This window comes from Kineosporia corallincola (assembly GCF_018499875.1).
Taxonomy (GTDB): domain Bacteria; phylum Actinomycetota; class Actinomycetes; order Actinomycetales; family Kineosporiaceae; genus Kineosporia; species Kineosporia corallincola.
In genome coordinates this window covers 248166-260567 of the sequence record NZ_JAHBAY010000013.1, presented here as the reverse complement: position 1 = coordinate 260567, position 12402 = coordinate 248166, and the positions used below count along the sequence as shown (strand labels likewise).

Genomic DNA, 12402 nt, shown 5'->3' with positions numbered 1-12402 from the left:
GCGTTTCTGCGGGTTCTTTCGGACGTAGAGCAATTCCTACGCGTGAATACACGACGCAGACAGCGCATGCCAAAGCGTGCGAGGTCGACCTCGGTAACCACTGAAGGAAGGTGGGTATCGCCCGGGACCGGCCACCACAGGTGTCCGGTGCTCCCTCGGCGTCCGGCGGTCCGCTCTCGCGTCCCGCCGAAAACCCTCGGAAAACATTACCAGCTCTCCACCGTCCTGCTGACCACTCCGGCGAGTGTCGCCGCCGTTGTTGCCCAGCCATCTGAACTTCGGCACCGGATCGCTGCACTTGAGGAGATCCGCCCTCAGATCGCGGAGCCGAACTCCGCGACCGTGGCAGTGCGGTGCCCCACCGCGCTCAGCACCAGGCGGCTGCGCAGATAGACGGTGGCCAGCCGGGTGACCACCTCGGTCAGCGCCATCAGCACGAACGCCGCCACCCAGGCCTGATCACTCGTGATCGCGTGCGCCACGCTGAACCGCGCGATCTCGTCGGCGCCACCGTGCTCGCTCCACAGCTGGAACGTCATCCGCGAACCCATACCCAGCACCCACAGCACCGCAGCCACCGCGCCGGCCTTGACCAGGACGTCCTCCCCCACGGCCCGCACCCGGGTGTAGAGACCTCCCGCGATCCCGAGCGCCGCCCCGATCGTCACCAGCGTCATGACCAGCACCAGGTCGTTGCCGTCCGTCGGCACCGTCGTCAGGTACCGGTGCACCACGAAGCCCACGATGCCCAGCGGAAGGAGGAAGGACATCACGTCCAGCCGGCTCTCCCGCAGCTGCCGGAACACCACCAGAAGCAGTGCGATGTCGGTGATCCACTCAGTCGTCGTCATGTCCATAAGACTGCTGTGACCAGGCTCGATACACCTGCACCCAGGGGTGGAGAAGCGGGTGGAGAAAGCGGCGCCGCGCAACGTCCCGGCGGTGGAGAGAAGAGGCGGAGCAGCCTCAACGGGAGGACGACTACGAAAAGCGAACGAGTCCGTCAGCCGGCCGGGGTCAGCACGATTTTTCCTGCCACCGTGCGGGATTCGGCCAGAGCGAGCGCAGCGGGGGCCTCGGCGAGCGGGAACCGCGCGGCGATCTGCGGCGTGATCACGCCGTCGGACAGGAGGCGCAGCACCTGTGTGAGGTCGTCGGACAGGCGGGCCCGGAAGGTGGCGGGACGTAGCCGCCGGCCGGCCCAGAAGTTGTAGAAGTGGGCGCCCCGGCCGTTCGGCAGGTAGTTCCACAGCGCGAGCCGGGCGAACAACCTGAGCACCGGCAGCTGGGAGTTGCCCTCGTCGTCCTTGGTTGCCGCCGTCCCGTACGAGACCAGCGTGCCGCCACGCCGCAGCAGACGCCACGACTGCGTCAACCCTTCGCCGCCGACGTGGTCGAAGACCGCGTCCACCCCGTCGGGGGCGATCTCCCGGATGCGCTCGTACAGAGCAGGGTCGCGGTAGTCCACCGGTACCGCACCGAGGTCACGCACGGCCTGGTGATGACGCGGCGAGGCGGTGCCGATCACGGTCATCCCGGCGTGCCGGGCCAGTTGCACCAGCGTCGACCCCACTCCACCGTTCGCGCCGAGGACGACGACGGTGGCTCCGTCGCGCGCCCGGGCCACACGGTGCAGCATCTGCCAGGCGGTGACGCCGTTGACGACGACCGTCTCCACCGCCGCCGGGTCCAGACCGTCGGGAACCGGCACCAGATCGGCCGCCTCCAGCACCAGTTGGCTGGCCCAGCCCCCGACCTTGGTCACGGCGGCCGCGCGTCGCCCGACCCATTCGTCGTCCACACCCGGACCGACCGCGATCACGGTGCCGACCACGTCGTAACCGGGCACGAACGGAAAGGCCGGCTGGTCGTAGTACTTGCCGCGGCGCATCTGCTGCTCGGCGAAGGAGACCCCGGTGGCGTCCATCCGCAGCAGCACCTGACCGGCACCGGGTGCGGTCAGGGTACGGCTGCGCAGCTCCAGCCCTTCCGGCTCGACCTTTCCCGGCAGGACGATCTCGATGGCTTCGATGCTGGTCACGGCTACTCCTCCAAGGTCGCGGTGTTCGGTACGACCAAAAACTTACGCGCGTTGCCTAACGTGCGCAACCTTATGTTTGTAAGGTCATTGCCATGAGGAGCCGGAACCGCCGTGGCCAGGGCAGTCGCCTGCGCGACGAGATCGTCGTGGCCGCGCAGGAGCTGCTGGACGAGACCGGCGACGAACACGCGGTGACGTTGCGGTCCGTGGCGCGGCGGGTGGGGATCGCGGCGCCGTCGATCTACCCGCACTTCCCCGATCAACCGGCGATCATGCTGGCCGTGCTGCGGAATGCCTTCGCCGAGCTGGACGCGCGACTGCGCGCCGCGGCGGCCGGCGACGATCCCGCGCAGCGGCTACGGGCCGTGTGCCACGCCTATCTCGAATTCGCCCGCACCCGGCCCGGGCGCTACCGCACGATGTTCGGCGGCCTCTGGAATCCCACTCCGGAACGGGATTCCGTGACCGAGGCCGACCTGCACGGCCTGGGCGACGGCACGATGCGCGTCCTGGGCCGGTGCCTGACCGAGTGCGTGGCCGCCGGTCAGGCCCGCAGCACCGACCCGACGGCCGACACCGTCACCCTGTGGCTGGGCCTGCACGGCCTGGCGCACCAGCGGGCCGTCATGCACTCGTTCCCCTGGCCGGACGACGTGGAGCGGCGGATCATCGACGCCCTGGCTCACCTGGAGCACCCGGCCCGTTGAAACCTGCTGTAGGCACCGGCATCCGACGGCCGACGGATGGCACCGGCAATGCATCCGCCAACGCATCACCGGGAGGGAAAACCCCGAGATCACGGTGCTCCGCCGATCCGGAGGGCATCCGAACTCAGCCGGGCAGAGCGCCCGTCGAATTCTGTCGGTGCGAGATCGTACTCACGAGGTAGACGGGACGGGAGGAAACCACGAGACGGATTCGGATTTCAGAAATGTGACTCTGATTCACTCGAAACACTTTCACCGCAGGCGATTCCAAACCCTCACCAGGCATGTGCGTATCTGAAGTGCACGGATTGCACATCCATTTCACATCTCGTAAGTTCCCGGCCGTCGGGACGGGTGGAGGGAATCGAGTTGGCCTGCTGCGCGCAGGAGGGTGAGTGACGCGGGACAGAAAGGCATCTGGATCGCCGGAACGGACGGACGAACGCCTGGTTCGGCTGTCCGTGAACCTGAACACCGAGACCACCGAGGCCCTGGAAGATCTGATTGCCGAAACAGACAGCACAGCAACAGAAGTCATGCGACGAGCCATCGGTGCGCTGAAGTTCCTGTCCGATGCTCAGAGACGTGGCGCCAGGGTCCTCATCGAGGAAGACGGTGTGGTCCACGAGGTCGTCTTTTTGACCTGAGAACCGAGCAAGGCCCTCGCCCAGCCGGAATGACTATCCCCGTGGCATTCCGGCTGGGCGAGGCACTCCGTTCCTGACTATTCGAGTTGAAAGGATCGTCATCACCATGACGAACCACTCCCCTCTGCACGCAGGAGGGCACGAGGCCGACGCGGGCGGCCCATCTTCACCGGAACAGGAGATCCACGAAGACCTCACTCCTGAGGCAGGTCTGGCGAGGCCGGTGGTCTATCCGATCGGCAAGTGGGTGATCACCCGGACGCACCTGTTCCAGCTGCTTCTGCTGGCGGTCGCGGTGGCCGGGATCGCCCTGGTCGGGGCCGATGCCATTCCCCTGAGCGGCATCGTCATCGCCATGTCCACCGGCGCCTACGGTTTGGCCCGTGCGGTGCTGAACCGCACCCAGGGGGGCCCGCCCGGCGGGGACCCCCGGTAGAACCCGCGGCAGACCCGGCTCGAGCCGGGTCTGCCCGGTCCTCGGCGTCCGGCTCCGGCTGGGACGGCCTGCCCTCAGGCGGCTTACCGCAGGGTGGCCAGGGCGCCGGGGACGATCTCGACGTGCACCCGGTCGCCGGCCTCCACGTCCAGCACCTCGCCGTCGATCTGTAGAGGCGCCGCCTTCACCGCGGTGAAGCCGTACTCGGTCACGGCCGGCTGATCGCCGAGACCGGTGGTAGCGGCGCGGGCCGCCTTGGTGACCACCTTCCAGCGCGGTTCGTGCGGGGTCAGGGTGACCTCGAACAGCCCGTCCGCCGGGTCGCCGTTGGCACTGAGCTTCAGCACCTTGGCCATCTGCGGGATGTTCGAGAACACCAGGCTGTCGATCGCGATCCGGTGGCCGTCGGAGAGCTCGATGCGCAGCGGCCGGAAGCGGCCGAACGACCGCACCACCGTGACGATCTCGCGCAGCGAACCCTTGCTGCCCTTCTCCAGCTCGACCGCGACCACCGGGGTCAGGCCGATGCCGATGTACGAGTGCGCGTAGCGGATGAGGTCGCCGCCCGGCCCCCGCACGGTCAGGCGCAGCAGATCCATGCGAGTGACCTCGTCGGCGTGCAGTGCCTGCGGGAGCGGTCGGGGCGCGGTGACCCGGTGGTGGTCGTTCGCGTTGCCCGCGGCATGCACGGCGGCCACCGCGTCCGGGTTCCCCGCTTCCATGATGCCGTTGACCACCTCGTTGTAGCCGCCGTCGCCGCTCACCGAGACGATCACCGGACGTCCCTCGGCGGCGGCCTCACGGGCGAGGAGGGTGGCGTGCCCGGCGTACTCGGTGGGCCGCAGTTCCACCGGAAGCCCCGGGTGGGCGTCGTGCACCGCCTGCCGCAGCGCCGCGGCCTTCCCCTGGGCGTCACCGGTGCTGTTCGGGTTGAAGATCAGGACGATGCGCTCGAAGGGCATGGACCGATCATGGGGCCAGCGAGCGAGGACGGCACCCCGGCCACCACACGTCCTACGACCGGACCGCCAGAACGAATCCCTGTGCCGTGGGTTCCTGGCCGTCACTCTCGCGCACCGTGCTCGACCAGAGCCGGAACCCGGCCTGCCTCAGCAGGGCGATCACCTCGTCCGGCTGCTGCCGGCGCCAGTCCAGGTTGATCGGCCGGCCGAAGGCCTCGTCCCGGTGCCGGCTGTCGCTGCCGACCTGGAAGCCGAGCAGCAGGTGCCCGCCCGGGGCCAGCACCCGGTGGAACTCGGCGAACACCTCGGCCCGCCGCTCCCAGGGCACATGGATGATCGAGTACCAGGCGAGCACCCCGGCCAGCGAGGCGTCGGGCAGGTCTAGGCCGAGCATCGAGCCGACCTCGAAGCGCAGACCGGGATAGGTGCGCCGGGCGTGGTCGATCATGCCCGGCGACAGGTCGATGCCGAACGCGTCGAGTCCGAGCCTGCTCAGCAGATCGGTGTTCTCGCCCGGGCCACAACCGATGTCGGCGACCGGGCCGCCACCGGCACCCCGCACCAGCTCGGCGAGAACCCCCAGCATCGCCCGGTCGAGAGGGTGCCGGTCCATCAGCCCGTCGATCATCTCGACGTAGCCGGTCACCATCGCGTCGTAGGCATCGGCGGTGTCCCGGAGAAAGCCGGAGGCGTCAGACATGCCGCCGGAGACTACCCGTCCGCCCGGGCCTAGGGTGGAGCCGGGAATCCGGTCCGGGCGCTGGAACCTCCCGGCGCGGAACAGTCTTCAGCGAGAGGTGCGCACCGTGGCTTTCATGGCCTACTACCAGAGGACGACGGAAACCGGGACCCACGTCACCTACGTCTGCGGCCCCTCCCGCGATCAGATGCGCACGCGGCTGACCATCGACAAGCAGGTTCCGACGATCCCGGACGACCTCGGCGTGCTGGAGAGGCGCGTGCTGGCGTGGATCTTTCGTCACCACCGCGACGAGGGCACCTGGCCGGAACAGGGCGTCATGGCCAGCTGACTGCCGGGCCGGCCACGGAGAACGGCGTCCTCTCCCGACGGCCCGGCACGGCGCCGCTGATCTTCCGTCGTGACAGGCTCACGGTCGTGACGGAAGGACGTGGCCAGCCCGGCTGAGTGCCGCTCGCGCGTCGTCACCTTCCGGAGACAGACAGGCGCCCAACAGCCCCGCCAGGCCGTGCACTCCGCGTGCAACAAGCATCGGTAAACAGCGGCAAACGAAGTGCGCCGCCGGTCAGAAGCCGATCTCGGGAGATTCCCGAAAAAGCCTTCTGACCAACGGCGCAGCACTTCTTGATGGTGGCCAGGGACGGGGTCGAACCGTCGACCTTCCGATTTTCAGTCGGACGCTCGTACCAACTGAGCTACCTGGCCGGAACCTGAATCGTACTTGCTGACTCAGGCGTTGCGACCCTGACGGGACTTGAACCCGCGACCTCCGCCTTGACAGGGCGGCGCGCTAACCAACTGCGCTACAGGGCCTTGCATCGGTATTTATACCGTACCCCCAACGGGATTCGAACCCGTGCTACCGCCTTGAAAGGGCGGCGTCCTAGGCCACTAGACGATGGGGGCCTCTGGACTCACTACGGACTTTTCAAGTCTCCGTTGCGGACATGCAGAAGCTTAGGGGATACCCACCCGGTTCTCCAAAGCGACTTACCCACATCCCCCTACGGACGCCGCCGATCGGCTCCTGACCTGCACAGATACCAACCACCCCGATCGGTGACACGACCGGCCCGGGGGCTCCGGGCGTCCATGCACAAGCCACGAAGCGACCGGAGCCACACCAAAACGCGCGGCCCACCATCCGCGGGGAGAGGATCGGCACACCACGTGACGAAAGGATGCGACTCCATGCAGCAGCGCACCATCGGCGACGTCCAGGTCTCGGCCATCGGGCTGGGCGGTATGCCGATGTCCATCGAGGGCCGGCCCGACCGGGACCGGTCGATCGCCACCGTCCACGCGTCCCTGGACGCCGGCGTCACCCTGATCGACACGGCGGACGCCTACCACCTGCACGCCGACGAGGTCGGCCACAACGAATCGCTGATCGCCGAGGCCCTGGCCGGCTACGGCGGCTCGGCGGACGTCCTGGTCGCCACCAAGGGCGGTCACCTGCGCCCCGGTGACGGCTCCTGGACCATCGACTCCAGCCCGGCCCACCTCCGCGAGGCCGTGGAGGGCTCGCTGAAGCGCCTGGGCGTGGAGGCGATCGGGCTCTACCAGCTGCACCGGCCCGACCCGCACGGCGTGCCGTACGCGGACTCGGTGGGCACGCTCGGCGAGCTGCTCGACGAGGGCAAGATCCGGATGGCCGGCATCTCCAACGCGAACCCGGCCCAGATCCGCGAGGCCCAGCAGGTGCTCGGCGGGCGGCTGGTCAGCGTGCAGAACCAGTACTCGCCGGCCTACCTGTCCTCCCGGCCCGAGCTCGACCTGTGCACCGAGCTCGGGATCGCGTTCCTGCCCTGGAGCCCTCTGGGCGGCATCTCGCGGGCGAGCGGGCTGGGCTCGGGGCACACACCGTTCCAGGAGGTCGCCGACGCCCACGGGGTCAGCCCGCAGCAGGTCTGTCTGGCCTGGATGCTCCAGACCTCGCCGGTGGTGATCCCGATCCCGGGCTCGTCGCGGCCGCAGACCGCGGCCGACTCCGCCCGGGCGGCGGACCTCAGGCTCACCGACGACGAGCTGAAGAAGCTGAATACCGCCTTCTGACAAGGAAAAAGACGGCAGGGGCCACAGCCCAGGGCCCCTGCCGCCGGCTTTCAGGAGTGCTTGCGCACCTGTTCCGGGTCGAGTCTCACCAGAGTCGCCACACCACCGTCCGAACTGCCGAATTCCACCCCGTAAACGAGATTCGGCTCGCGGATCACCTCGACGACCGTTCCCAGCGCCCCCGGGTAGAGATCATTGCCCGGCAACGTCACGGCCAGCGACACGAGGTCAAAGTTGTGCAGCACGAGGGCACCTCACCCGGCTAGCGATCTGCTTCGGTCTTTCGGTTCACGACGACGACCATGAGTCCTTTGACGCCCCTCACAGCGGCCGTCGAACACCGCTGACGCTACTCGCCGGCAACCCTCTCGTGTCAACTCTTCAGTAACCAAGAAAGACCAGGTCAGAGTCCCTTGCCCCACGCAGCGAGGGGCTGACCAGGACACCGCCGGACGGGCAGGAATTAGCCCTGATCGCACCAGGACCTTCGGCGGGACCTTTGACGAGATGACGCCGTGCTTTTGGCCGGTACCTCTCCGCACCCCCGGGACGAGACTGAAGTCGTCAACAGAAGATGAAAGAAGTCAGAGAGGAACCGGTCATGTCGATCGAAAGCGCGGCCCCCGTCGAGGGCTCGTCGTCGGCAAGCGGCCAGGACACCAGTACCCCCGCCGCCCCCGAAACCGCCCCCACCACCGTCAGCGGCACCGCGGCCAAGCTCTTCGCCGTGCTGCGGGTGGTGACCGGATTCATCTTCCTCTGGGCGGCCATCGACAAGACCTTCGGTCTTCACTACTCCACCGCGAGCGAAAAGGCCTGGATCGAGGGCAATTCCCCGACCAAGGGATTCCTCGGCTCGATCGACCAGGGCCCCTTCGCCTCCCTCTTCAACAACATGGCCGGCGTTACCGTCGTGGACATCCTGTTCATGCTGGGCATGTTCGCGGTCGGTGTGGCAGTGATCGCCGGAGTGGCGATGAAGATCTCCGCGATCAGCGGTTCGATCATCATGGCGATGATGTGGCTGGCCGAGTGGCCGCTGGCGCAGACCACCGGTGCGGGCGAACCCACCGGCAGCACCAACCCGCTCATCGACTACCACGTGATCTACGCCCTGGTGCTCTTCGCCCTGGTCGCCGTCTCCGCCGGCAAGACCTGGGGCCTGGGCCAGATCTGGGAGAAGCTCCCGGTGGTCAAGGACCAGAAGTGGATGCACTGACCAGCAGTAGGCACTGAGCTCCAGCGAAACACCGGAACACCGAACCGCCGGGCCCCCACCCCCTCCGCACCGGGAGGCCCGGCCGGGAATCCCCGAAACATCCTCCGAGCACCAGCATCTGGAAGGAGATCCGGCCATGACCACCAACCGCATCGTCGTAGGGGTTGACGGATCGCTCCAGTCCCGGCAGGCCCTGCGCTGGGCGGCCGACCTGGCCGTCACCACCGGGGCCGCCGTCCGCGCCGTCACCGTCTGGGAATTCCCCACCACCTACGGCTGGGCCACCTGGCCCACCGACTGGGACCCGCCGCGTGACGCCCACCGTCTGCTCACCGAGACCGTCGCCGAATCGTTCGAGGGCCGCCCGCCGGTCGAGATCGAAGAGGTCGTCCGCGAGGGCAACGCCGCCAAGGTCCTGACCGACGAGGCCCGCTTCGCCACCATGGTGGTGGTCGGAAGCCGGGGCCACGGAGGGATGGCAGGCGTCCTGCTCGGATCGGTCAGCGCCAGGGTCGCCGAGTACGCCGAATGCCCCGTCCTCGTCGTCCACGGCGACAAGAACCTCCCCGGAACCACTCGGAAGGACACGCGGAAGGAGGCCCTCATCGCGGGTTGAATCCACGGAAACACGCTGTAGCTCTACCCACCCGAGGCCAGGAGATCCCTTCCTGGCCTCGGTCGTGTGCGACGACATCCGGAGCACGACCTGAACGGAGTAGCACCATGAGGACTTTCGGCCCTGCCAGCACCCTGACCCCCTCACGCAGACTCGATAGATCCGCATGTCCGACGGAACCCGGAAGGTCCGACCGCCCTGTGACCAGCATCGAGCAGCAGCCCGACGTCGCCCTGCCCCTGGCGACCGGCGACGTCAACGGGCTTCCGGAGATCTCCGTGCGCGTTCTGGACCGTTCCGAGTGCCTGGACCTGCTGTCCACGGCCCAGATCGGTCAGCTCGTCTTCACCTACCAGGCCATGCCCGACGTGCTGCCGGTGAACGTCACCGTCGCCGACGACGTCCTGCTGATCCCGTTCGCCGACGGCTCGATGATCGAGCGCGCCGCCCGTAACACCGTGGTGGCCTTCCATGTGGACAAGATCGACGAGTCCAACCACACCGGCTGGAGCGTCACCGTCGTCGGCCGCTCGTTCGAGCTGCGCGAGGGCGACGAGGTGGCGGGCCGTCAGGTGCGCAGGCCCCAGTCGTGGATGCCCGGCCGGCACGACCGCACTCTGGCAGTGGCGCTGGAGAGGGTCACCGGGCGATACCTCGAGCCAGCCGTGAAATGATTTCGCCGGGCACTCGACGGCGGCGGCAAGGATCCAGCTTCGGTGAACGATGACAGCGACAAAGAACGCTACGGGCACAACCAGGCGGCGAGCGAGGCGCACCAGTACTGGAGCGCAGGTCAGCCCCCTCCCCTGCCCAAATTGGGCCTGGAGCGGCTGCTCCAGGAGCTGATCGGGCGCTCCCAGGAGATCATCGACACCGAGCAGCAGCTGCACCGGCTGCTCGACGCGGTGATCGCGGTGGCCAGCGACCTCAGCCTGCCCGACACCCTGCGCCGCATCACCCAGCTCGCGGCCGACCTGGCCGAGGCCAAGTACGCGGCCCTGGGCCTGCTCGGCCCCGACGGTGTCGACCTGGTCGACTTCATCACCGTCGGCATCCCCGGCCACCAGCGGGCCAAGATCGGCGACCCTCCTCGGGGCAGGGGCATCCTCGGCGTCCTCATCGACCTGCCGGTGCCGCTGCGTCTCGACAACCTGGGCGATCACCCGGCCTCGACCGGTTTTCCGGCGCACCACCCGCCGATGGGCAGTTTCCTCGGGGTGCCGCTGCGGGTGCGTGGCGAGGTGTTCGGCAACCTCTACCTGACCGAGAAGCGCGACGGCGGAACCTTTACCGAGCGCGACGAGCAGCTGATCGTGGCCCTGGCCGCGGCCGCCGGCATCGCGATCGAGAACTCCCGCCTGTTCGACGTCACCCGTCGTCGTGAGGCCTGGCTGACCGCGGCCGGCGACGTGACCAAGTCGCTGCTGGCCGGCGCCGAGACCGAGGAGACCATGCGGCTCGTCGTGGAGCGTGCCTCCACGGTGGCCGGCGGCGGGGCCAGCTTCCTGCTGCTGAACGACGCCGACGGTTCGCTGAGCATCCGCGCGGCGCACGGCGAGAACACCGCCGTCCTGCTCGGCACCACGTATCAGCTCGACCAGAAACGGCTTTCGGAACGCCAGGCGTTCCTGACCGAGGGCATCGTGGACGGCCCGGGCATCTCCGAGCGGTTCGGCGGCCCGTCGGTGCTGGTGCCGCTGGTGGTCGGCAACGTGGTGATCGGCGCCCTGGCGATCGTGCGTCCCCCGCGGGCGGAGCCCTACTCCGAGGCCGACATGCACATGGTCGAGTCGTTCGCCGGGCACGCCGCCCTGGCCGTGCAGTTCAGCCGGCAGGCCGCCGACCGGCAGCGCCTGGCGGTGCTCGAAGACCGGGACCGGATCGCCCGGGATTTGCACGACCTGGTCATCCAGCGGATCTTCGCGGTCGGGCTGGGGCTCCAGAGCATCGGCATGAACATCGACAACGCCGCGCAGTCGAGCAAGCTGTCCGGCCTGATCGACGACCTGGACACCACGATCCATGCCATCCGTACCTCGATCTTCAGCCTCCAGCAGCAGGAGGACGAGTCGACCAGCCTGCGCTCCGAGGCGCTGGGCGTGGTCACCGAGGCCACCTCGGCCCTGGGGTTCGAGCCGGTGCTGACCTTCCGCGGGCCGGTGGACACGCTGGTGCCCGCCGCGGTGTACGCCGATCTGCTGGCGGTGCTGCGCGAGGCGCTGTCGAACGCCGCCCGCCACGCCCACGCGACCCATGTGGAGGTGCGCCTGAGCGTGGACGCGGGTCAGGTCACGCTGGAGGTCGAGGACGACGGCAGCGGGGTGGCCACGGACGCGAAGACCGGGACCGGCACCACCACGATGCGCACCCGCGCGGAGCGCCACGGGGGTTCGTGCGGACTGAGCGCCCGCGACGACGGTGCGTCCGGAACCGTTGTGGTCTGGCAGGTTCCGGTCAACTGAGGACGACGCTCAGCTCAGGTCCGCACGCATCGCCGGCCAGGTGACCTCGGCGAAGCCGGCCTTCTCGTACATCGCCCGGCCGAACGCGGTGGCGAACAGCTTGGCCCGCACGGGGCCGGGCTGGGAGCGGCCCCAGTCGAGCACGGCCCGCAGGGCGATGCGGCCGAAGCCACGCCCCCGGTGGTCGGGGTGCGTGCAGACGTTGCTGACGTGCAGGTCCCAACCCCAGGCCCGGGCCGGAGTGGGCGCCGACTCGGTGAGCGAGCCCAGGGCGCACGACACCACCCGGCCCTCGTGCTCCACCACGACCAGGTGGTGATCCGGGTGATCGATCCGCTCGCCCAGCCAGAGCGCGGCCTGGGCACGCCACTGCGGCTCGGTCTCCGGCACCCCCATGGCCTTGAACATCTCGGCGCGGAGCCCGACCAGGGCAGGCAGATCACCGGTCTCGGCCGGTCGTACTTCCGGTCCGCTCATGTCATCCGATCCTAGGCATGCCGGGCCGCTGCGCACCGGCGGCGGCCCGATGACCCCGGTCACGTACGACCGGCCGGAAA

At 68.6% G+C, this 12402-nt stretch carries 15 protein-coding genes and 3 tRNA genes; 9 read left to right on the top strand and 9 right to left on the bottom strand.

Features of this window, described 5'->3' with window-relative positions; genetic code table 11:
- Positions 1-314: 314 nt before the first annotated feature.
- Positions 315-851, bottom strand: a complete 537-nt coding sequence (locus KIH74_RS27940; RefSeq protein ID WP_214159340.1) for a hypothetical protein — start codon at positions 849-851, stop codon at positions 315-317.
- A gap of 152 nt (positions 852-1003) precedes the next feature.
- On the bottom strand, positions 1004-2032 hold the full coding sequence (locus KIH74_RS27935) for a medium chain dehydrogenase/reductase family protein (RefSeq protein WP_372492139.1): 1029 nt from the start codon (positions 2030-2032) through the stop codon (positions 1004-1006).
- A gap of 101 nt (positions 2033-2133) precedes the next feature.
- Between KIH74_RS27935 and KIH74_RS27930 the strand changes: the two genes are divergently transcribed.
- The 3 genes from KIH74_RS27930 to KIH74_RS27920 all read left to right on the top strand — a co-directional run bounded on the left by KIH74_RS27930 (position 2134) and on the right by KIH74_RS27920 (position 3831).
- Entirely contained in the window at positions 2134-2748 is a 615-nt protein-coding gene (locus KIH74_RS27930) for a TetR/AcrR family transcriptional regulator (protein WP_214159338.1), read from the top strand.
- 395 nt (positions 2749-3143) lie between these two features.
- Positions 3144-3395 (top strand): ribbon-helix-helix domain-containing protein, encoded by a 252-nt coding sequence (locus tag KIH74_RS27925; RefSeq protein WP_214159337.1) that lies wholly within the window; start codon positions 3144-3146, stop codon positions 3393-3395.
- A 106-nt stretch (positions 3396-3501) separates the two neighbouring features.
- A complete protein-coding gene (locus KIH74_RS27920) occupies positions 3502-3831 on the top strand; it encodes a hypothetical protein (protein ID WP_214159336.1) in 330 nt (109 codons plus the stop codon).
- An 83-nt stretch (positions 3832-3914) separates the two neighbouring features.
- On the opposite strand, the gene KIH74_RS27915 is transcribed toward KIH74_RS27920, so the two are convergent.
- Together KIH74_RS27915 and KIH74_RS27910 are read right to left on the bottom strand one after the other, a co-directional pair.
- Entirely contained in the window at positions 3915-4793 is an 879-nt protein-coding gene (locus KIH74_RS27915; protein ID WP_214159335.1) for a diacylglycerol/lipid kinase family protein, read from the bottom strand.
- A gap of 52 nt (positions 4794-4845) precedes the next feature.
- Entirely contained in the window at positions 4846-5493 is a 648-nt protein-coding gene (locus KIH74_RS27910; protein ID WP_214159334.1) for a class I SAM-dependent methyltransferase, read from the bottom strand.
- Between the two features lie 115 nt (positions 5494-5608).
- Between KIH74_RS27910 and KIH74_RS27905 the strand changes: the two genes are divergently transcribed.
- Positions 5609-5824 (top strand): hypothetical protein, encoded by a 216-nt coding sequence (locus KIH74_RS27905; RefSeq protein ID WP_214159333.1) that lies wholly within the window; start codon positions 5609-5611, stop codon positions 5822-5824.
- Between the two features lie 297 nt (positions 5825-6121).
- On the opposite strand, the gene KIH74_RS27900 is transcribed toward KIH74_RS27905, so the two are convergent.
- From KIH74_RS27900 to KIH74_RS27890, 3 genes are all read right to left on the bottom strand, one after another.
- Positions 6122-6198 (bottom strand) — tRNA-Phe (locus KIH74_RS27900).
- A gap of 34 nt (positions 6199-6232) precedes the next feature.
- Positions 6233-6306: transfer RNA gene (locus KIH74_RS27895), tRNA-Asp, on the bottom strand.
- 20 nt (positions 6307-6326) lie between these two features.
- Positions 6327-6399, bottom strand: a tRNA-Glu gene (locus KIH74_RS27890).
- A 285-nt stretch (positions 6400-6684) separates the two neighbouring features.
- On the opposite strand from KIH74_RS27890, the gene KIH74_RS27885 reads away from it, so the two are divergent.
- Positions 6685-7548 (top strand): aldo/keto reductase, encoded by an 864-nt coding sequence (locus tag KIH74_RS27885; protein ID WP_214159332.1) that lies wholly within the window; start codon positions 6685-6687, stop codon positions 7546-7548.
- Between the two features lie 50 nt (positions 7549-7598).
- Here KIH74_RS27885 and KIH74_RS27880 read toward each other — a convergent pair whose 3' ends face one another.
- A complete protein-coding gene (locus KIH74_RS27880) occupies positions 7599-7793 on the bottom strand; it encodes a DUF4926 domain-containing protein (protein ID WP_214159331.1) in 195 nt (64 codons plus the stop codon).
- A gap of 356 nt (positions 7794-8149) precedes the next feature.
- Between KIH74_RS27880 and KIH74_RS27875 the strand changes: the two genes are divergently transcribed.
- The 4 genes from KIH74_RS27875 to KIH74_RS27860 all read left to right on the top strand — a co-directional run bounded on the left by KIH74_RS27875 (position 8150) and on the right by KIH74_RS27860 (position 11845).
- On the top strand, positions 8150-8767 hold the full coding sequence (locus KIH74_RS27875; RefSeq protein WP_214159330.1) for a hypothetical protein: 618 nt from the start codon (positions 8150-8152) through the stop codon (positions 8765-8767).
- 136 nt (positions 8768-8903) lie between these two features.
- The gene (locus KIH74_RS27870) at positions 8904-9383 is read left to right on the top strand and encodes a universal stress protein (RefSeq protein WP_214159329.1); all 480 of its coding nucleotides are present in this window, start codon (positions 8904-8906) and stop codon (positions 9381-9383) included.
- A gap of 200 nt (positions 9384-9583) precedes the next feature.
- On the top strand, positions 9584-10057 hold the full coding sequence (locus tag KIH74_RS27865) for a pyridoxamine 5'-phosphate oxidase family protein (protein ID WP_214159328.1): 474 nt from the start codon (positions 9584-9586) through the stop codon (positions 10055-10057).
- A gap of 42 nt (positions 10058-10099) precedes the next feature.
- The gene (locus KIH74_RS27860; RefSeq protein WP_214159327.1) at positions 10100-11845 is read left to right on the top strand and encodes a GAF domain-containing sensor histidine kinase; all 1746 of its coding nucleotides are present in this window, start codon (positions 10100-10102) and stop codon (positions 11843-11845) included.
- A 9-nt stretch (positions 11846-11854) separates the two neighbouring features.
- Here the strand turns inward: KIH74_RS27860 and KIH74_RS27855 are convergent, their stop codons facing one another.
- Entirely contained in the window at positions 11855-12322 is a 468-nt protein-coding gene (locus KIH74_RS27855; protein ID WP_214159326.1) for a GNAT family N-acetyltransferase, read from the bottom strand.
- Between the last annotated feature and the right edge of the window lie 80 nt (positions 12323-12402).